The organism is Alicyclobacillus kakegawensis NBRC 103104 (assembly GCF_001552655.1).
In the GTDB taxonomy this organism is placed as follows: Bacteria; Bacillota; Bacilli; order Alicyclobacillales; family Alicyclobacillaceae; genus Alicyclobacillus_G; species Alicyclobacillus_G kakegawensis.
In genome coordinates this window covers 86599-105404 of the sequence record NZ_BCRP01000003.1, presented here as the reverse complement: position 1 = coordinate 105404, position 18806 = coordinate 86599, and the positions used below count along the sequence as shown (strand labels likewise).

General features: G+C 63.3%; 24 protein-coding genes. All 24 read left to right on the top strand.

Annotated elements, in window-relative coordinates; genetic code table 11:
- Entirely contained in the window at positions 1-774 is a 774-nt protein-coding gene (locus AK2_RS03325) for a FliH/SctL family protein (protein WP_245632759.1), read from the top strand.
- On the top strand, positions 767-2080 hold the full coding sequence (locus AK2_RS03320) for a FliI/YscN family ATPase (RefSeq protein ID WP_067931404.1): 1314 nt from the start codon (positions 767-769) through the stop codon (positions 2078-2080). The genes AK2_RS03325 and AK2_RS03320 overlap by 8 nt, the downstream gene beginning before the upstream one ends.
- Positions 2077-2517, top strand: a complete 441-nt coding sequence (locus AK2_RS03315) for a flagellar FliJ family protein (protein ID WP_067931402.1) — start codon at positions 2077-2079, stop codon at positions 2515-2517. The genes AK2_RS03320 and AK2_RS03315 overlap by 4 nt, the downstream gene beginning before the upstream one ends.
- Positions 2510-3241: a MotE family protein gene (locus tag AK2_RS03310; protein ID WP_067931400.1), complete on the top strand. Its 732-nt coding sequence runs from the start codon at positions 2510-2512 to the stop codon at positions 3239-3241. The genes AK2_RS03315 and AK2_RS03310 overlap by 8 nt, the downstream gene beginning before the upstream one ends.
- A gap of 28 nt (positions 3242-3269) precedes the next feature.
- Positions 3270-4703 (top strand): flagellar hook-length control protein FliK, encoded by a 1434-nt coding sequence (locus tag AK2_RS03305; protein WP_245632758.1) that lies wholly within the window; start codon positions 3270-3272, stop codon positions 4701-4703.
- Positions 4687-5136 (top strand): flagellar hook capping FlgD N-terminal domain-containing protein, encoded by a 450-nt coding sequence (locus tag AK2_RS03300; protein ID WP_281180611.1) that lies wholly within the window; start codon positions 4687-4689, stop codon positions 5134-5136. The genes AK2_RS03305 and AK2_RS03300 overlap by 17 nt, the downstream gene beginning before the upstream one ends.
- Before the next feature lie 62 nt (positions 5137-5198).
- A complete protein-coding gene (gene flgF, locus AK2_RS03295) occupies positions 5199-6014 on the top strand; it encodes a flagellar basal-body rod protein FlgF (RefSeq protein ID WP_067931394.1) in 816 nt (271 codons plus the stop codon).
- 68 nt (positions 6015-6082) lie between these two features.
- The gene (locus tag AK2_RS03290; RefSeq protein WP_067921793.1) at positions 6083-6298 is read left to right on the top strand and encodes a flagellar FlbD family protein; all 216 of its coding nucleotides are present in this window, start codon (positions 6083-6085) and stop codon (positions 6296-6298) included.
- Positions 6299-6303: 5 nt separating this feature from the next.
- Entirely contained in the window at positions 6304-6729 is a 426-nt protein-coding gene (locus tag AK2_RS03285) for a flagellar basal body-associated FliL family protein (protein ID WP_067931392.1), read from the top strand.
- A gap of 15 nt (positions 6730-6744) precedes the next feature.
- Positions 6745-7767 (top strand): flagellar motor switch protein FliM, encoded by a 1023-nt coding sequence (gene fliM, locus AK2_RS03280; protein WP_067931390.1) that lies wholly within the window; start codon positions 6745-6747, stop codon positions 7765-7767.
- Positions 7730-8929: a flagellar motor switch phosphatase FliY gene (gene fliY, locus AK2_RS03275; protein WP_067931389.1), complete on the top strand. Its 1200-nt coding sequence runs from the start codon at positions 7730-7732 to the stop codon at positions 8927-8929. Before fliM ends, fliY begins: the two co-directional genes overlap by 38 nt.
- Positions 8930-8943: 14 nt before the next feature.
- A complete protein-coding gene (locus AK2_RS03270) occupies positions 8944-9306 on the top strand; it encodes a response regulator (protein WP_067921783.1) in 363 nt (120 codons plus the stop codon).
- Between the two features lie 17 nt (positions 9307-9323).
- Complete coding sequence (locus tag AK2_RS03265; RefSeq protein ID WP_067931387.1) at positions 9324-9968, top strand: flagellar biosynthetic protein FliO; 645 nt, start codon at positions 9324-9326, stop codon at positions 9966-9968.
- On the top strand, positions 9965-10741 hold the full coding sequence (gene fliP, locus AK2_RS03260; RefSeq protein ID WP_067931385.1) for a flagellar type III secretion system pore protein FliP: 777 nt from the start codon (positions 9965-9967) through the stop codon (positions 10739-10741). Before AK2_RS03265 ends, fliP begins: the two co-directional genes overlap by 4 nt.
- 24 nt (positions 10742-10765) lie before the next feature.
- Positions 10766-11035, top strand: a complete 270-nt coding sequence (fliQ, locus tag AK2_RS03255) for a flagellar biosynthesis protein FliQ (RefSeq protein WP_067931383.1) — start codon at positions 10766-10768, stop codon at positions 11033-11035.
- A 1-nt stretch (position 11036) separates the two neighbouring features.
- Positions 11037-11819: a flagellar biosynthetic protein FliR gene (locus tag AK2_RS03250; protein ID WP_067931381.1), complete on the top strand. Its 783-nt coding sequence runs from the start codon at positions 11037-11039 to the stop codon at positions 11817-11819.
- A 5-nt stretch (positions 11820-11824) separates the two neighbouring features.
- Complete coding sequence (gene flhB, locus AK2_RS03245; protein ID WP_067931380.1) at positions 11825-12916, top strand: flagellar biosynthesis protein FlhB; 1092 nt, start codon at positions 11825-11827, stop codon at positions 12914-12916.
- On the top strand, positions 12913-14949 hold the full coding sequence (gene flhA / locus AK2_RS03240; RefSeq protein WP_083520807.1) for a flagellar biosynthesis protein FlhA: 2037 nt from the start codon (positions 12913-12915) through the stop codon (positions 14947-14949). Before flhB ends, flhA begins: the two co-directional genes overlap by 4 nt.
- Entirely contained in the window at positions 14949-15878 is a 930-nt protein-coding gene (locus AK2_RS03235) for a flagellar biosynthesis protein FlhF (protein ID WP_067931378.1), read from the top strand. Before flhA ends, AK2_RS03235 begins: the two co-directional genes overlap by 1 nt.
- The gene (locus tag AK2_RS16790; RefSeq protein WP_067931376.1) at positions 15875-16408 is read left to right on the top strand and encodes a hypothetical protein; all 534 of its coding nucleotides are present in this window, start codon (positions 15875-15877) and stop codon (positions 16406-16408) included. The genes AK2_RS03235 and AK2_RS16790 overlap by 4 nt, the downstream gene beginning before the upstream one ends.
- Before the next feature lie 24 nt (positions 16409-16432).
- Positions 16433-16915: a chemotaxis protein CheW gene (locus tag AK2_RS03225; protein ID WP_067931374.1), complete on the top strand. Its 483-nt coding sequence runs from the start codon at positions 16433-16435 to the stop codon at positions 16913-16915.
- The gene (locus AK2_RS03220; RefSeq protein WP_067931372.1) at positions 16912-17535 is read left to right on the top strand and encodes a chemotaxis protein CheC; all 624 of its coding nucleotides are present in this window, start codon (positions 16912-16914) and stop codon (positions 17533-17535) included. Before AK2_RS03225 ends, AK2_RS03220 begins: the two co-directional genes overlap by 4 nt.
- Entirely contained in the window at positions 17525-18019 is a 495-nt protein-coding gene (locus AK2_RS03215; RefSeq protein WP_245632745.1) for a chemotaxis protein CheD, read from the top strand. The genes AK2_RS03220 and AK2_RS03215 overlap by 11 nt, the downstream gene beginning before the upstream one ends.
- Positions 18020-18040: 21 nt before the next feature.
- On the top strand, positions 18041-18760 hold the full coding sequence (locus tag AK2_RS03210) for a hypothetical protein (protein WP_067931370.1): 720 nt from the start codon (positions 18041-18043) through the stop codon (positions 18758-18760).
- The last annotated feature ends 46 nt before the right edge of the window (positions 18761-18806 follow it).

Below are 18806 nucleotides of genomic sequence, written 5' to 3'. Positions count from 1 at the left end.
GTGTTAAAGCCCAACACGCAGACGTGGCCCCCCGTCGAATCGGTCACCATTGAAGGCCCTGCCCTCGCGCTGGCCCAGAGGGCCGTGGACGTCGAGCCTTCCGGGGTGGCGGCCGGCGAAGTGGCTGAACGGATGGGGCTGGAGGAGTGTCTGGCCCGGGCGCGGCAGCAGGCGGATGACATCGTCTCCGAGGCCCAGCGTCAGGCCCAGCGGGTGTTGGAGGACGCGCGGCGGGCAGAGGAGCAGATTCACGCGCAGGCCAGAGAGGCGGGTTTTTCCGCCGGCTTTCAGCAGGGATTGGAACAGGGGGAGGCAGAGGCACGCGAAGCCTGGCGGGAGCGAATTGCGCAGGCCCAGGCCGTGGTGGCCCAGGCGGAGGCGCAGCGCGTGCGGCTCCTGCAGGCAGCCCGCCCGCTGCTGGTCGGTGTCGCCATGGAGGCGGTCCGTGTCCTCCTGCGCCGTGAATTGACGCTTGCCCCGGCTCAGGTTGAGGAGATGGTGCAGGAGCTGCTCGATTACGTGCTGGAGGGGAGCCACGTCGAGGTGCGCGTCCACCCGGACGACTTCCGGCAGGCGAACGAGGCCCAGCCTCGTTGGCGTCTGGGCAAGCCTGGGGATTGGGAGATCGCCGTGGTTCCTGATCCGGACATCAGCCCCGGCGGCTGTGAGGTCCTATCCGAAGCCGGGCGCTTGGACGCGCGGATTGAGACGAAGCTGGAGCTGTTGGAACAGGTCCTCCCGCAGCTTCTGGAGAGGGGGTTAGAGGATGGCTGAGACCGCCTCCTACGCTCCCATATTGCAGAGCATGCGTTGGTTCCGGCTGTATGGTCGGGTGGCCAAAGTCGCGGGCATGACCGTGGAATCCAAGGGGCCATACGCCAGCATCGGAGACATCTGCTCCATCCTGTCTCAAGATGGGAGGCAGTGTTTGGCCGAAGTGGTCGGATTCCGCGACGAACGGCTGTTGCTGATGCCGTTGGGGGAGTTGTCGTCGATAGCGCCCGGTGCGGAAGTATTGGCTCTTGGCGAGCGTTTGACGGTTCCGTGCGGCCCGGGGCTGCTTGGGCGTGTGCTGGACGGCCTGGGCTATCCGATGGACGGTTTGGGTCCCATCCTGGATGCCCGGCCGCAGCCGCTGGACGCGGCGCCGCCCAATCCGTTGGCGCGGCGACCTATTCTGGACCAGGTGCAAACCGGGGTCCGTGTCATCGACGCGCTGCTGCCCGTCGGCCTCGGCCAGCGGATGGGGATTTTCGCCGGCAGCGGCGTCGGCAAGAGCACCCTGCTGGGGATGATAGCCCGCAACACCTCGGCGGATGTGAACGTTATTGCTCTGATTGGGGAACGCGGCAGAGAGGTGCGCGAATTCCTTGAGCACGATTTGGGCGAACAAGGCAAGCAGCGCAGTACCGTCGTGGTCGCCACATCGGACCAGCCGGCCCTGATTCGGCTCAAAGCGGCGTTTGCGGCGACCGCGATTGCGGAGTACTTCCGGGACCAAGGGTTGGCCGTCAACCTGATGATGGACTCTGTGACCCGTTTTGCCATGGCACAGCGGGAGATTGGCCTGGCTGTCGGTGAACCGCCGACCAGCCGCGGCTATACGCCGTCGGTTTTCGCGCTCCTGCCGCGCCTGATGGAGCGAGCGGGGGCGGGGGAGACCGGTAGCATCACGGCCTTTTACACCGTGTTGGTGGACGGGGACGACTTGAACGATCCGATTGCTGACGCGGTCCGCGGCATCCTGGATGGACACATTGTCCTGTCGCGCGATTTGGCCAATGCAGGGAGATTTCCGGCGGTGGACGTGCTGGCGAGTGTGAGCCGCCTGTTTTCCCGCCTGGCCGGCCCGAGCCACCGCCAAGCCGCCGTCCAGGTGCGCGCTTGGCTGCAGCGCTACAAAGAGGTCGAGGATCTGCTGCGGATAGGGGCTTATCAGTCCGGGCTGGATAAGGAGACCGATGTGGCCATCTCTCGGATGCCTGAATTGCGCCGATTCCTGGAGCAAGGCGAGGAGGAGTCCGCCACGGTCGAGGAGACGGTGGCGAGACTGTGCGAGTTGGCGGGGGTGAGTGAATGAATCGCAAGCTGCAGGTTCCGCAGCGGATGCATCAAGTGAACGTGCGCCTGGAAGAGATGAAGCTGCTCCGCCTGGCCCAGGCGCAACGGCAGGCGGCCGCCGCTCGGGAAGAGTGGGAGCAGGTGCGCGAAGAGCGCCGACGCGCGTTGGCGGCGCGGCTGCGGGCGCCATCGGGGCGGGATTGGTGGCTGTGGCAGTTGTATGCCGAAGCGTTGCAAGCCGCTGGAAAACGGGTCGGTGAACGCGTGGAAGGCCTGGAGGCGGCGGTGGAGCAGGGGCGCAAGGAAGTGCGAGCGGCTCACCAGGAGCAGCTGCGGTGGGACGTGCTGTTGCGGCAACGTCGGTCCCAAATCGCCGCCGAGCGACAAAGGAGCGAGCAGCGCCAACTGGATGAAATCGGGCTGCAGATGAGGGTGCAGCCCGGGGCGGGTGAATGAGGTGCAGGCAGGAAAGCCAAAGAGTCAAGGACGGGCAGCGGCTGCGCCAGCGCGCCAGAAGAAGGAGCTGGAGGCCAACGATTCTGCCGGCCGGAAAGTGGCATGGTTCCTCTTGGTCATCGTGGTGCCGCTCTTGGCCGCTGCCGTCATGGTGGCGGCGGCGCTGCAGTACCTCGGTTTTCCCGTCTGGCAGACCGTGCGCCAGGACCTGCACCTGGGGTCTCAGACATCTGGGTCATCCGCGTCCAAGCAGGACCAGCTTTCGTACAGGCTGGCCCAGCAAAAAAGTCGGTTGACCCAGTTGCAGCAGCAAAACGCCCAGCTGAAGGCTGAGCTGCAGTCCGAACAGCAGGCCAATCGACGGCTTGACTCTCAGCTGCAGGCGGCGCGGCGGAAATTGACAGAAGCCGCCGCGTCCCAGGCCAAGGCGCAAGCCGAGGCCAAGGTGCTAAAAGACATGGAACCCCAAGCCGCGGCCAAAGTCCTGGATCAGATGTCCATCGATGAAGCTGCTCAGGTGGTGGCGGAGATGTCAGCGGCCGACTCGGGGGCCATCCTGGCCGAGATGGATGCCGCCCGGGCGAGCAAGATCCTCGCCAAATCCGCCGCGGAAGGCGCCGCGAACGGGTCGGCCAATGGCGCGGGAGCGGCGACGGGCGCGACCGCCATGCCGGCGAATGGAACTGGCGGGCAGAGTTTAGCAAACGGAAATCAGGTTGGCTGACACAGCGTGAAGGGAGGTGACAGGTGTGATGCACAGCTTCCCATTCTCGGGGCAGGCCCCGCGGGCGCCGGGGACGCCGCCCTCGTTGACAACCCTGGACAAAGGGAAGCTGCGGTCGGCGGTGGCGCCAAAGGGGCAGCCCTCCCTCCGGGAGGCCTCGGGGAGACGCCGGGCAGGCTTCCATCAGGTCGAGTTGGAACCGACAAGTCGGCAGCAGACCGCCCCGTCCCCGCACGATTTTTCCGCCTGGCTGTTCCTGCTGGCGCAGGCGGGGGCAGGCAACCCGAGCCGGGTGGAGGACGGCCCGGTGCACAAGTCCCCGGAGGGGACGAGCATCGGGCGGACGCAGGCCCGCGCAAGTCCGGGGAACGCCGGCAGGGCCATGGAAGCTCACGCGCAGTCCGTAGCCAGGGAACGTTCCATAGATGTCGGCACTGGGGACGGACAAAGCGGTGGCGCCACGGAGCCACATCCGTCGGGCGCAAAGGCGCTGGCGAGGCCGGGTGGGGTGGCGCCTGAAGCCGAGCCTTCGCTCCTTGGCACCGCTGGAGCTGGCAGGGAAACACCCGCCTCGGGCGTGCGGGCGAACGCGTCCGCCAAAGAGGATGGTCGGTCTGAGTCGCCCCTGGGGCGCGCGGAGGCGACCGGGCAGCAACCTGCGCAATCCGTCGCACAGCGGAATCCGGCGGAACAGGACTGGGCTCAAGGGGCACGCTCCCACGTGGACAGCCCTCGGGTGGGCGTGACGTCAGCCCCTTGGGGCTCCGGCAAGGATACGGCAGGTAAACCGACCCAACGCCAGCACGCCGACATGACTGGCGAGGACCAGTTGACGCCGCGCTCGCATGGCGAGGTCGGCCCGTCCAATCAATCCGCGCCGACGGCGGGACGTCCGTCGGCGGCAGGATTCGCAGCGGCCTTGGGCGGGCAGCTGGATGCGTCTCCAAGCGCATCCGGACGGATTGACGCGGCTCCATCACAGATGACGAGCCAACCTGTGGTTCAACTTGCTCACCCGCTCGCATCTCGACAGCTGGCCGAGGTGGTGCACAGGCAGGTTGCTCAGGGTGCGGCCACCCTAGAGGTTTCGGTTCGCCCCGAGGGTTTAGGTCCGTTGTCGGTGACCGTGTCCGAGACAGGTAACGGCGTCGCCGTGCAGATTACGGCTGCGCATCCGGCCACCGTCAGCTGGTTGCACCAGCAATCGGCCGCGCTGACGCACGCCCTGCAGGACGCGGGTGTCCAGTTGTCCGGCCTGCAGGTGGGATTCGGCAGCAACAGCTCCAGCTCGGGCGCCGGCGGCGCCGGTGGGGGATCGGACCGGGAGCGTGAGCGTTCGGCCAAGTGGCGCACCGCCGCAGAGGTGACCGCCGCGCCGGGGCAAGCGCTGGCAGGCCCTGACGCCGGCGGACTCGGGGCCTGGATGAGCGGTCAGTCCATCGGCTTTGTCGCGCGCGCGTAACCGGCAATCATCTTCACCGCGGAGGAGGCGAGGACACATGTCGAGTCAGGTAACGGCGCCGGGAGGCAACCTGGACGAGAACGCGTTTTTGCAGATGATGGTGACCGAGATGCAGTACCAGGATCCGCTGGAGCCGATGGACGATACACAGTTTCTCTCGCAGTTGGCGCAGTTCACCGCGCTCGAGCAAATGACCAACGTGGCCCAGACGGATCAGTCGGTGCTCAGTACTTTGCAATCCCTAGCCGGTATCTATCAGGCATCTTATGCGCACCAGTTGCTTGGTTCCAATGTGGTCGTTACGGCGGATGACGGAAGCACCGTCTCCGGCGTGGTGACGGCTGTTCGCTACGTCAACGGCAGTCCGGAGTTGGTGGTCAACGGGACCAATTATGCGCTCAGCTCCCTTCAGCAGGTGAGCGATTCCGCTTGAGGAGAGGCGTTGGCCGCCTGGCGGGCAACGATACGGGCATTCCAAGCAGGGAGTGAGAAACAATGCTGCGTTCCATGTATTCGGCCATTTCCGGCATGCAGGCGTTTCAAACGGACCTGGATGTCATCAGCAACAACATCGCCAATGTCGACACTCCTGGCTTCAAAGCCGGCCGTGCTGATTTCAGCGATATTCTCAGCCAAACCATCAACACCGGCGCCGCCCCGGCAGGCGGACTCGGCGGGACGAATCCGCAACAGATCGGCCTCGGGGTGAAGGTGGGCGCCATCGACACGCTGTTCACTCAGGGCGCTCCGGAGACGACCAACAATCCGACCGACCTGGCCATTCAGGGGAACGGGTTGTTCGTCGTCGACATGAACGGCAATCGGTATTACACGCGGGCAGGCAATTTTACGGTTGATGACAATGGGTATCTCGTTTTGCCCAATGGCGCGAAGTTGATAGGTTATGACGCAGCGACGGGCAATTTGGTGGATCTCCGGGTGGATCCAAACCAGTACACCGACATCAGCATCGGTCTGGACGGCACGGTAACCGCCACGGATAAGGCCACCAACACTCTGACCACGATAGGGCAGATAGCGTTGGCCATGTTCCCCAACCCGGCCGGGCTGGAGAAGGTGGGTGACACGATGTACCAAGTGGCTCCCAACTCTGGTACTCCAACTCTTACGCAGCCAGAGACCAACGGCGCCGGCTTGATTCAATCGGGAGCGCTGGAGATGTCCAACGTCGACCTGACTCAGGAGTTCAGCAACATGATTATCGCTCAGCGCGGGTTTGACGCGAACTCGAAGGTCATCGGCACCGACAACGCGATTTTGAACGACATCGTCAACCTCAAGAACAGTTAATCCGGACGGCCGCTGGTCCGGCGGGCGGCCAGGGGACTCCCGGCCGCCCGGAAGAGGGGGAACGCTGGGTGATTGAATTGACACGCCTGAACGGCAGCGCCGTGTGGTTGAACCCTCTGCTCATTGAATCGATTGAAAGCACGCCGGACTCGGTGGTGACGTTGTCGAACTCCCACAAGTACGTGGTCAGGGAGACGCCGGAGCAGATTCGGCAGGCGGTGGTGGAATTTCTGGCAGCCGCCGGTTGGATGAGTGGAATGCAACGAGGGAGTGGAGAGTTTTGAAGAGGATGCTCTTGGTCATGTCTGCCGCCATTGCAGCGATTGCTGTGTGCCTTGCCGTGGCGGTCGGCTGGTATAAATATTGGCGGCCGACGGCCACGGCAAAGCCGGACAACAAGACGTTGTCACCGGCCCAGCAACACGCATTGCTGGTTCAACTGCCGCAAACCACGACAAATTTGAAAGGGGACGGATTAGTTCAGTTCACCATCGCGTTGCTACCGCAGGACGATGCGACAAAGCAAGAGTTGTCCGATATGAAGCCGGCGCTTTTGGACCTTCTGAATGCGACGATGCGTCGGTTCACAGCCGCCCAACTGGCCACGGACACGGGGGTCAATCAGTTGAAACAGACCGTATTGGATAGAGTCAATCAGTTGCTCCCCGATGGGCGCGTGGAAAAGGTACTCATTCTTAACCTTGTGACGCAGTAGAAAGGGGCGGGCTCTGTGTCGGAAGTTCTGTCGCAAAGCGAAATTGACGCCTTGTTGTCGGCCCTTACCAGCGGTCAATTGAAGGCGGAGGAAATCCGCGAGGCGGCCGAGGAGAAATCGGTTCGCGTTTACGATTTCCGCCGGGCGATGCGGTTTTCCAAGGACCAGATGCGCATCATCGCGCGCATCCACGAACACTTCGCGCGTCTGTTGACCACGCAGCTGGCGGCGCAGCTGCGGATTATTGTCCAGATTCAGGTCGAATCGGTGGATCAGGTTCCCTACGAGGAGTTCATCCGGTCGGTTCCCGCACTTACGGTGATGGAAGTGATGGAGTTCACTCCGCTCACCGGCAAGGTGGTTGTGGAGATGAACCCGCAAGTGGTGTTCGCGCTCCTGGACCGGATGCTGGGGGGGACGCCGCAGGGACCGTATCGGGAACGGGAGCTGACGGAAATCGAACAGGGGCTATTAGAGCGCGGGCTATCCGGCATGGGCAATTTCTTTGCCGAGGCCTGGCGGAGTGTGGCGGACCTGAATCCGCACCTGTTGACGTTCGAGAGCAATCCCCAGTTCCTGCAGTTGGCCACGCCCAACGAGACGGTGCTGGTGATCACCCTGAGTGCGCGCATAGGCGGGGTGTCGGGTCTGTGGAACATTTGCATTCCATACGTCACGGTGGAGCCCTTGGTACCCAAGCTGACCACCCAGTACCTGTTTGACGCCGCAGTGGCGAAACAGGATGGCTCGTCAGGCCCCGCCTTGGCGGGCCACATGCAAGCTGTGGACGTGGAGGTCACCGCTGAACTGGGTTCCGCCGAGTTGACCCTGGAGGAACTGCTCGACATCAATGTCGACGACATGATCCCGTTGAACACCGGCATTCACGATCCGATCCGGGTGTTTGTGGACGGCGTTCCGATGTTCACGGCCAGGTTGGGCCGCTCCCGGGATAAGATGGCGGTGCAGGTTCTCAGCTTGTGGAAAGAGGTGTATGACGATGACGGACCACCAGAAGCTGTCGCAGGCGGAGATTGACGCCTTGTTGCAACAGGCGTCGACCGCCTCCACTGGCGACGGCGCGCCCGAGAGCGACTCCTTCTCCATCACTGGGGAAGACATGGACGTGCTTGGGGAAATCGGGAACATCAGCTTCGGTGCTGCCGCCACGTCGCTGTCAACGTTGTTGCAGCAGCGGGTGGAGATCACCACCCCGACGGTCAGTCTGTACCAGGCGGAAAACCTGCGCGGGGAGTTTCCTAAGCCGTTTGTCGTGGTTGGGGTGCAATACACAGAAGGCTTGACCGGGACCAACGTTTTGTTGGTGCAATTGGATGATGCGAAGACGATTGCCGATCTCATGCTGGGCGGCAACGGGGAGAACGTCCCGGATGAACTCAATGAACTGCACCTGTCTGCCGTCGCGGAAGCGATGAATCAGATGATGGGCGGTGCGGCGACGGCGATGTCCCAGATTTTCGGCAGGCCCATCAACATCTCTCCGCCTGAGGTGCAGTTTGTCGACCTTTCCAGCGAGGAGTGGCATTTCGGGGTCTCCGGTCCGATTGTCAACGTGTCGTTTCGCATGCGGGTGGGCACTTTGATTGATTCGACCATTATGCAATGGTTGCCCTTGTCCTTCGCAAAGGAAATGGTCAATTTGGTAAGGTCGCCGGATGGTTCCTCCGATGCAGACGAAGGTGCGGCGACGGAGGGAGACGGTGGGCCAAGTTCCCCGGAACCGGTGGGGGCGGACGGCGGGGGAGCCCAGGGTGCGGCGCAAGCGGCCGCTGCGGCAGCGTCAGACCGCGGCGCCGCGGCGGAGACGGCGGCGGCCTACGCGGGTCCGCGACCCACGCAAGTGAATGCCCGGCCGGCTCGGGTGGTGCGCCCGGAATTTGTCGACCTGAGCGCGGAGACGGCTGCCCGGGAAGGGGAGCCGCGCAATCTGGCATTGTTGCTTGACGTGCCCCTCCATGTGACGGTCGAATTGGGGCGCACGAAGAAGAAAATTGGTGATATCCTGAATTGGACGCAGGGTACCGTCGTGGAACTGGACAAGCTGGCCGGGGAGCCGGTGGATATCCTCGTCAACAATAAGCGCGTCGCAACCGGGGAAGTGGTTGTCATCGATGAGAACTTCGGCGTGCGCGTGACCGAGATCATCAGCCCGTCGGACCGGGTTCGAAAGTTGCAATGAGAGGTGGATGCAAGGTGTCCAAGCGGATTTTGGTGGTAGACGATGCAGCGTTCATGCGGATGATGATTAAAGACATCCTGACCAAAAACGGCTATCAGGTGATCGGCGAGGCTGCCGACGGCAATGAGGCCGTGGACAAGTACCAGGAACTGCGCCCGGATTTGGTGACTCTCGACATCACCATGCCGGAGTTGGACGGCATCGGCGCGCTCAAGAAGATCCGCGCGCTGGATCCGGGGGCGCGCGTCATCATGTGTTCGGCGATGGGGCAACAGGCCATGGTGATCGACGCGATCCAGGCCGGCGCCCGCGACTTTGTGGTCAAGCCGTTTCAGGCGGATCGCGTGCTGGAAGCTGTGCAAAAGGCGTTGGCTTGAAGGTTGGAGGACAAGCGGTGAGTTGGAGACAACGCCTCCGAAACCTGTTCGGAGCGACCACTTTAGGATGGGCGGCGGGTGGGTGGCTGTCCGTGGCCTGGGCAAAGACGCCGGCGGTGGATTCTGCCGCCGGCAACGCGTGGCTGATGGGGCTGCGCCTGTTGCTGGCCCTCGGGGTGATTCTCGCTTTGGTCTTGCTGACGCTGCGTTGGCTTGGCAGCAAGGGCGGGGTGCCCGCTAAAGGCGCCATCGAGGTGCTGGCGGCGCGGCAAATTGCGCCGGGCCGGTTTGTCCAGGTGATTCAGGTGGAGAACAGGCGTTACCTGATTGGTGTCGGGGAGCAGGTCAGTCTCCTGGCGGACGTGACGGAAGACTACCCGGCCCCCGGAGGGGCATGGGGAACAGCAGTTTCCGCGTCGGCGGATTCTCCCGTTGCCGTGCTGGCGGCGGCGCTGCAGGCGGTGCGCAACAAACGTCTGCTGGAGAGCGGGCGCGCCCAGGCGCCCACGGAGCGGCCAGAGGCGGACGAGAATACCGGGTCCGATGCGGCCGCCCAAGAACACCGAGCGCACGGCCACAAGGACGATGCGGCGGTACGCCCTTCGTTTTCGCAGGTTTTGAGCAAAGAGTGGGTGCAACTTGGCGAGGAGGACTTCAAATGACGCGCAGACGCCGTATCCTCGCGACCTTGGTGGGCACCGTGGTGGTGGTGCTCATCGGGGCGTTCCTGTGGGCGACGCCCGCCGAGGCGGCAGACACGACGGTGCTCCCGGGCGTCCACCTGTCGATTGGCGGCGGCTCTCGCAATTCGGTGGAGACGACGCTGCAGATCGTCGTGCTGTTGACGGTCTTATCCCTGGCGCCGGCAATCTTGATTCTGATGACCTGTTTCACCCGTATCATTGTCGTTTTGTCATTCACGCGCAACGCCTTGGCCCTGCAGCAGACGCCGCCTAACCAGGTGTTGATTGGACTGGCGCTGTTCATCACGTTGTTCGTCATGCAGCCGACCTTGTCTGCTGTCAATCAACACGCGCTGCAACCTTACTTGCATGGACAGATTTCGCAGTCGACGGCGCTGACGCGGGCGGAGGTCCCGTTCAAGGAGTTCATGGCCAAGCACACGCGCAACGCCGACCTGGACCTATTTTTGCAGTATCGGCACATGAACCGGCCCAAATCCGTCGCGAAGATTCCCTTGTCCGCGCTGGTGCCGGCCTACACCATCAGTGAACTCAAGACGGCGTTTGAAATCGGGTTTATGATTTATCTCCCGTTTCTTGTCATTGATCTGGTGGTCTCCACCATCCTGATGTCGATGGGGATGATGATGCTGCCGCCGGTGGTCATCTCCCTGCCGTTCAAGATTCTGTTGTTTGTCATGGTCGATGGCTGGAATCTCGTTGTGGGGTCGCTGCTGCACGGCTATACGTGATGCGGCCGCTGGAGGGAGTGCGTGATGGACGCCAATTTTATCCTCGGCCTCGGTCAACAGGTGATCTGGCTGGTGATCAAGGTCACCGCCCCAATTCTCCTGTTTGGTCTCGGCATCGGCTTGATTGTCAGTATTTTTCAGGCGACGACGCAGATCCAGGAGCAGACCCTGGCTTTCATTCCGAAGATTGCAGCGGTCATACTGGCTTTGGTGCTGTTCGGTCCGTTCATGTTGACCGACATGCTGGAGTTCACGCGGGGCATCCTGGGCAATCTGATGTCGTTTGTGAACTGACATGTGGACTTACGCCATCAGTCACTATCCGTTGGTCTTCCTGGTCATGGTGCGTGTCACCGCCTTTTTCGTAGCTTCGCCGCTCCTGTCGGTGCGCGCGTGGCCGGTCATCGCCAACGTGGGGTTGGCAGGGCTTGTGGCGCTGTGGGTGGCTCCGCTCCAGCCGCCAAGCGCCGTCGACCCGTTTGCCGATCCGGGCGGCTATCTGCTGCTGGCGCTGAAAGAGGCGGTGGTCGGTCTGCTGCTGGGGTTTCTCGCCACCTTGGTGTTTTCCGTCATTTCCATGGCGGGACAGATGTTCGACGTGCAGGTGGGTTTCAATCTGGCCACCCTGCTGGATCAAGGACTGGCCACGGGCGCGCAGACGGCTATCGGCGGTATGTTCCTGCAGGTCCTGTTCAGCCTGTATTTTGTTGCGGCGGACGGGTTGGACGGGATGACGCTGTGCATCTTGCAGAGCTACCGCTATGTGGGCGTCGGTGCGTTTGCCGTCCCTGCCCACCCGTGGACCGTTCTCACCGAAGCCTTGTCGATGGCGATGGCCGTGGCGCTGGAGGTGGCAGCCCCCCTGTTGGTCGCGCTCTTGTTGACTGACATCACGTTTGCCTTGCTGTCCCGCGCTGTGCCGCAGATGAACGTATTCGTGGTCGGGCTGCCTGTGAAACTGCTGGTCGGATTGGCGGTGATGGCCGCGGCCATGCCCGGGCTGGTGTATCTGTTTGGACGCGTGTTTTCCTGGTTGTTCTCAGAACTCAACACGACACTACAGTGGCTGGGGGGGTAACGGCGGTGCAGCGTCTCAACCTGCAGCGGTTCGCCGGCGAGAAGACGGAACGAGCCACGCCCGCCAAGCGGCGCAGAATACGGCGGGAAGGGCGCGTCGTGCGTTCCCCGGAGTTGACGTCAGCCTTGGTGCTGCTGGCCTCTCTGGCTGCATTGCGGGTCTTCGGCCCGGGGATTTGGAACCAGTGGGAGAGCTTGATACGCTCCGATTTTGCCCACGCCGCGGAGTTAGACGCGACCGCACTAGATCCCGGCCGGGTGTTTCGGGAAGGCGTGTGGGTGTTTGTGCGCATGCTGGCGCCCTGGCTCGGCGTGGTCCTGGCTGTGGCTGGGGCAGCCGCCTTCGCCCAGGTGGGCCCGGGCTTTTGGCCCAAGCGGCTCGTTCCGGATCTGCAACGCATCAACCCCTTGGCCGGACTGAAACGGCTGGTGAGCCTGCGCACCGCGATGGAGGGTGTGAAATCCCTGCTCAAGCTCCTGGTGGTCGCCGTGGGCGCGTATGTCGGTGTCCGCAGAGTGCTCGTCGGACTAGCCGGCCTCAGCGGGGTCAATCCGGCCGCCCTACCCGCCCTGGTGGGCCACATGGTGTTCCAGATTGCGGTCATCATTGCCGCTTTGATGGTGGTCCTGGGGGGACTGGATTACCTGTACCAGCGGTTTGATTTTGAGCGGAGCATTCGCATGTCGCTGCAGGAGATCAAGGATGAGCTGAAGCGTGAGGAGGGCGATCCGCTCATCAAATCGACGATCCGCAAGCGCGGGCGGGCGCTTGCGATGCGGCGCATGATGCAGGAGGTGCCGAAGGCCGACGTGGTCGTCACCAACCCAACCCACTTGGCGGTGGCCCTGCGCTACGACGCAAACGTGATGCGGGCTCCTTGCGTGACAGCCAAAGGGGCCGAGGATGTGGCCAGGCGCATCCGCCAGTTGGCGCGCGAGCATGGCGTGCCGGTGGTGGAGCAGAAGCCGTTGGCCCAGGCGCTGTACCGGAACGTCGACATCGGCGATCCGATTCCGGAGGAGCTGTACCAGGCGGTGGCGCAGGTTCTGGCCCACGTGTACCGTATGCGGGATGAAAGGATGGGGGTGCGGTCGTGAAAAAACGGTCCGATATCATCGTCATGGTCGCCGTCATTGGCATCGTCGCCATGATGGTGTTGCCTATCAACAAGACCCTGCTCGACGTGCTCCTTATCATCAATCTGTTTGTCTCCGTGACGGTGCTGCTGGTGGCCATGAACACGCGCGAACCGCTGGAGTTTTCCGTGTTCCCGTCCCTGCTTTTGGTCACCACCTTGTATCGGCTAGCGCTAAACGTGTCCTCCACCCGGCTGATTCTGACCCAGCACGACGCCGGCGAAGTCATCCAGACCTTCGGCAGCTTCGTGGTCCGGGGCAATTTGGTGGTCGGCTTCATCATCTTCCTCATCCTCGCCATCATCCAGTTTATTGTCATCACTCGCGGGGCCGAACGGGTGGCGGAGGTCGCCGCCCGCTTCACGCTGGACGCCATGCCGGGGAAACAGATTGCCATCGATGCCGATTTGAACGCCGGCCTCATCAGCGAAGAGGAGGCGCGCAGGCGACGCCAGGCGATTGAACGGGAGGCCGATTTTTACGGCGCCATGGACGGCGCGTCCAAGTTCGTCCGGGGCGATGCCATCGCCTCCTTGTTGATTGTGGCCGTCAATGTGGTGGGCGGGTTCATCATCGGCATGATGATGAACCACATGGATTGGCAGCAAGCCGCTCAAACGTACACGTTGCTTTCTGTCGGCGACGGGCTGGTCAGTCAAATCCCCGCCCTGCTGCTCTCGACCGCCACCGGCCTGATGGTGACGCGGGCGGCTTCGGAGACCAATCTGGGTACGGACGTGCTCGGCCAGGTGTTTTCCAATCCGCGCACCCTGTACATTGCCGCTGGCGCCGTGTTCCTGCTGGGCTTGGCGACTCCCATCGGGCTCATGCGCGCTTTGCCCGTTGCCCTGCTGGCCGCCTTTCTCGCCTGGCAGCGGCAGCAGCAGTTGTCGCGTCAACAGGCCAAGCAGGCGGAAGAGCGTGTCCGCAGCCAGCATGAGCAGACCAAAAAGCCGGAAAGCGTGTTGTCGCTGCTGACAGTGGAGCCGGTGGAGTTTGAATTCGGCTATGGGTTGATCCCGCTGGTGGACGCCAAACAAGGGGGAGACCTGCTGGAGCGTGTGGCCGCCATCCGCCGCCAGTTGGCGCTGGAACTGGGCATCGTAATCCCCACCATCCGGCTGCGTGACAATGTGCAACTCAAGCCTTCCGAGTATGTGTTGAAGATACGCGGTCTTCAGGTGGCGGGCGCGCAGTTGCAAATGGGTCATTGGCTGGCCATGAGCCCCGGGCCTGAGGATCCCAACGTTCAAGGCATCGCGACGACTGACCCCGCGTTCGGGATGCCCGCGCTGTGGGTTGATAAGGACATGAAGGCTCGGGCCGAGGCAGCCGGCTATACGGTGGTGGACCTGCCCACCGTCATCGCGACGCATCTGACCGAGGTACTGCGCCGCCACGCCCACGAACTGTTGGGACGGCAGGAGACCAAGGCCCTGTTGGACCATGTGCGGGAAGCGGCGCCGGCCCTGGTGGACGACCTGGTGCCGGGCGTCCTGTCGCTCGGCCAGGTGCAGAAGGTCCTCGTGAACCTGCTGCAGGAAAAGGTATCGATTCGAGACTTGGTGTCGATTTTGGAGACCTTGGCCGACGCGGCCAGTGTGAGCAAAGACCCCGATTACCTCACCGAGCGCGTGCGCCAAGCCCTGTCTCGGCAAATCTGTCACCAGTTCCGTGTGCCCGGGCAGCCGCTGACGGTGATCACGTTTTCCCCGACCGTCGAGGAACGCCTGCAGCAGTCGCTGTTGATGCAGGAGGGCAGTGCGCAGATTGCGGTCGATCCGAACCTGGCCCAGCAAATCTACCGGCGTTTGCAGGAGGAGTCGAATCGGCTGACGGCGCTGGGCAAGACACCGATTCTGCTGACACACCCGCAGCTGCGGCTGCCGGTGCGGCGCTGGCTCGCGCGGTTTCTGCCGGATTTGACGGTGCTCTCTTACAGTGAACTCGATCCGGCCGTGGAGATTGAAAGTGGCGGGGTGGTGAATCTCTGATGGTCGTCAAGCGCTACGTCGTCAAGGAGATGCCGGAGGCACTGCCGCAGATCCGCCGGGACCTCGGACACGACGCCGTGATTTTGAGCAGTCGCCGCATTCATGAACGACGCTGGCTGGGGCTGGTCCGGAGTTCGCGCATTGAGGTGTTGGCTGCATCCGGAGCCGACGTGCCGGTGTCACAGCCAGCGACCGGATCGGCCCAGGGGCCTGCTGCGTGTCTGAAGCGCCACGGCGTGCGCGTCCCCGCCTTGCTCAAGCCGGGCCTCGACTGGGCGCAGATTGAGCTTTTGCTGCGCCAGCGGCTGGGTGGGTTGGATGCAAGTCCCCTTGGCAACGCTTCGCGGGTGGCGGTGTTTGTGGGGCCTACGGGCGTCGGCAAAACCACGACCATCGCCAAGCTGGCCGCGCTGCATGTTCTGGCCGGCCAGAGGGTGGCGCTGGTGACGACCGATCTGTTCCGCATCGCGGCCGTGGAGCAGCTGCGCACGTACGCGCAGATCATGAACGCCCCGATGACGGTGGTGGAGGATGTGGCCGAGTTGCCGCAGGCGCTCGCCGCGCTCGCCGGGTACGACCGCGTGTTCATTGACACGGCGGGCCACAATCTGCTCGCTCCGCGCCATGCGGAGCAGACGCGGCGAGTAATTGAGCTGGCACGTCCGGACGAGACATACCTGGTACTGGGGCTTACCGCCAAAGACGAAGACCTGTTCGAAATCGTGGCGCGTTTTCGCGATGTCGTCTTCGACAAGTTTCTGTTTACGAAGCTGGATGAGACAAGAACGTACGGATCGGTCATCAACCTGGTCTGGGAGTGTCGGCGGCCGCCTTCTTACGCGACCATGGGGCAAAACGTCCCGGACGATATCGCCACGGTGTCGCTGGCCGAGTGGCTGCGGCGGATGCAAGGGGAGGGTCCTGCATGATGGGGGATCAGGCGTCTCCCCTGCGCTCATTGATGAAAGCCCGGCAGGGCCAAGCAGCGGCGATGCCCGGGGCCATGCGCTCCCTGGCGTTTCTGCGCGCCCCTGGCGCCAGTCCCGGGTTTGCCCAGCAATTCCTGGCGGCGGTGCGGCGCCGGCTCGGGGGCGAGCCCGAGCGACAGGACGCTGGGCGCGCTCCCCAGCCGATGGTTGTGGAATCCTGGCCCGAGCAGCCCGTAGACGACATCATCGTGCACCTGGACGGCACCATGGGGCCAGAGCAAGTGTCAGACTGGTTGTCCCATCTGTCCCGACAACCGGCCGCCGAGCGGTTGTGGATGGTCGTGGAAGCGCCGGGGGGCCTGCGGCCGGCTCGCCAGGCGGCGCTGGGGCAGCGGGTGCTGCTGGAACAGCACGTCGGCCGGCCGGTGGACGTGTTGGGCTACCTTGTGGGGGAGGTCGACACGTCTCTCTACTGGGCGGCTGTCCAGCAAGCGGCCTTCAATTATATCCGGAGGGTGGCGCACGGTTAGCCACAAGCTGAGGAGGATGAGAGGATGAGCGATTTTCAAGCGGTGGTGTTTCGACTCGGCGAATATCAATTCGCGGCCGATGCCCGGCAGGTGGTCTCGATTGAACGGTGCGCGGCCGTGCAGCCGGTCCCAGGCACTTTGCCTTCCATCAAAGGGGTGGTGAGTCGTGGGGACGAGGTCCTGCCTGTGTTTGATTTGGCCGAGCAATTCGGCTACGTATCCGGCCGGGACGGGGACCAATTGGAGCGGTCCGAGACGAAACTGGTGGTTGTGAACACAGACGGGTGCAAAGTGGCGCTCGCGGTCGACGACGTGATTGACATCGTGCAACTGGATGACGAGCGAATGGTGCCTCCGCCGGATTTGGTTGGCGGGGTTGAGGCGCGCTATTTGTTGGGGGTTGTCGGCGGACCAGAGAAACCGGTGGTCCTCATGAATCTGGAGCGGGTATTGAGTGATGTCCAGGTCGCCCAATTGAAGCAGGTTCAGGAGCGTGTGCGCGGTTGAGGCCCCTCCAGCTGTCACCCGCACAGATTGATGTGTTGCGCGAGATGGGCAATATCGGGGCGAGCCACGCGGCGACCGCGCTGTCCAAACTGCTCTCCAGTACCATCAACATGAAGATGCCTTCGGCCGCGGTTCTGCCGTTGGCGGAGATCGCCGAGGCCATGGGCTGCCCGGACAAATTGATGGCGGGCGCCTACATTCGCATTGACGGAGATTTTGCAGGCAACTTTCTCTTCCTGATGGACCTGGAGAGCGCGGGGCGCCTGCTCGATACACTGGTTGCCGCGTCCACAGCCGACAAGGTTGAGTGGAGTGAGCTGGAATTGTCCACCTTCGGCGAGGTGGCCAACATCCTCTGTGCGTCGTACATGACAGCGGTGACGAATTTGACGCACCTGAACGTGCATACCTCTGTTCCGGCCATCGCGGTGGACATGATGGGAGCGATGTTGGACATCGCCTTGCTGGACAGTGCGGCTCAGGCCACGGAGGCGTTGCTGTTGCAAACCGAGATCCAGCGCGGGACAGAAGATCTGGACGCTCATCTGGTGCTTTTGCCCGATCCGGGCGCGATGGCGGTCCTGCTGCGAGCGGTGGGGTGTTGGGACCGTGGCGAGTGAGGACACCTCGGTCCGACGCATCGGCATCGGGGACGGCGCAGTCATCCAGGGTCCGGGCCGCCTGTTGACGGTCGGCCTGGGGTCCTGCATCGGGGTCGTGATTTACGATCCGCACGCCGACGTCGCTGGCATGGTACACGTGATGCTGCCAACGGCACCGGATACGAAGGTGGCCGCCCCACCGCAAAAATACGCGGACCTGGGCACATTGTGGCTAATCGACGCCGTGATCGCCGCGGGCGGCCGACCGGCGCAGCTGCAGGCCAAGCTGGCCGGGGGAGCGCACATGTTCACAGGCCGCCTAGCCTCGCCGGCGCTGCGCATCGGGGAGCGAAATCTGGAGTCGGTTGTGGCCGCGCTGGCACGCGCCCGCGTGCCGGTGGTGGCGAAGGACGTCGGGGGGCGGGTCGGGAGGACGATTGAGTTCGACAGTGTGACCCACCAGTTGTGGATTCGCACGGTCCATCAGACCTACGCGATATGAGACGAGCGGGGGGTGCAAGGCATGATGGAATCCTTGCTCTGGGACGTGGTCTTGCTCGTGTTGTTGGTTGGCTTGGGGTGGTACTACATGCGCCTGCAAAGACGCCTAAAGAAGGGCCCGTCTTCGTCCATGCTGCAAGCGCCGCTGTTGGGGGCGGGGCTGTGGACCAGTTTCCGGCGCCCGAACGCCGCTTCGGCCACGATGCCGGACGGCGCTGGAGCGGTTGGCGCGGGTGCGTCGCCAGACCGTCTCCCAGCTGCCACAACCCCCGTCACGGGTTGGGATCAGGAGGAAATCGAGAAAATTCTGAGCGGTATTTATGAAGACGTGGCGGCCGAGCTGACCCGACTGCGTGAACACCTGGAGGCGCAGATTGAACAGCTGCGCGCCGAACTGCAAACCCTGCAACAGGGTCGCCTGACGGCGGGGGTGTCTGCCGGCGACGCCTTGGCCACTGCCAGCACGAAGGCAGAAGGGACGACGGCCGCGACCGATGACAAGGCATGCGCTGACGGGGCTGCGCCGGGGGCGATATTGTGCGACGAAGCAACGGCCTACCGCGCCCTCGAATTGCTGTACGCGGGCTGCTCGGACGAAGAGGCGGCTCGTCGCCTGGGAGTGGAGACGTCTGTGATCGCCAGCGTGAGGGGGCTTTTGCTCGCACCAGCAGGAGCCAGAAACGAGGGGCAGGCGAGTCGGCCAGGCCAGGCGCCCGGATTGCCAGCGGACGGGAATTTGTGATATATTCCTGTACAGTGTGACGGCCCGCCTGCGGGTGGAGTACACA

Bases quoted from the DNA above. Each gene is read 5' to 3' on its own strand.
- fliQ (WP_067931383.1), top strand. From the start codon at position 10,766: ATGGACGCCAATTTTATCCTCGGCCTCGGTCAACAGGTGATCTGGCTG.
- AK2_RS03320 (WP_067931404.1), top strand. From the start codon at position 767: ATGGCTGAGACCGCCTCCTACGCTCCCATATTGCAGAGCATGCGTTGG.
- AK2_RS03235 (WP_067931378.1), top strand. From the start codon at position 14,949: ATGGTCGTCAAGCGCTACGTCGTCAAGGAGATGCCGGAGGCACTGCCG.
- fliP (WP_067931385.1), top strand. From the start codon at position 9,965: ATGACGCGCAGACGCCGTATCCTCGCGACCTTGGTGGGCACCGTGGTG.
- AK2_RS03225 (WP_067931374.1), top strand. From the start codon at position 16,433: ATGAGCGATTTTCAAGCGGTGGTGTTTCGACTCGGCGAATATCAATTC.
- AK2_RS03285 (WP_067931392.1), top strand. From the start codon at position 6,304: ATGCTCTTGGTCATGTCTGCCGCCATTGCAGCGATTGCTGTGTGCCTT.
- AK2_RS03305 (WP_245632758.1), top strand. From the start codon at position 3,270: ATGCACAGCTTCCCATTCTCGGGGCAGGCCCCGCGGGCGCCGGGGACG.
- AK2_RS03210 (WP_067931370.1), top strand. From the start codon at position 18,041: ATGATGGAATCCTTGCTCTGGGACGTGGTCTTGCTCGTGTTGTTGGTT.
- AK2_RS03315 (WP_067931402.1), top strand. From the start codon at position 2,077: ATGAATCGCAAGCTGCAGGTTCCGCAGCGGATGCATCAAGTGAACGTG.
- flgF (WP_067931394.1), top strand. From the start codon at position 5,199: ATGCTGCGTTCCATGTATTCGGCCATTTCCGGCATGCAGGCGTTTCAA.
- AK2_RS16790 (WP_067931376.1), top strand. From the start codon at position 15,875: ATGATGGGGGATCAGGCGTCTCCCCTGCGCTCATTGATGAAAGCCCGG.
- AK2_RS03250 (WP_067931381.1), top strand. From the start codon at position 11,037: ATGTGGACTTACGCCATCAGTCACTATCCGTTGGTCTTCCTGGTCATG.
- fliY (WP_067931389.1), top strand. From the start codon at position 7,730: ATGACGGACCACCAGAAGCTGTCGCAGGCGGAGATTGACGCCTTGTTG.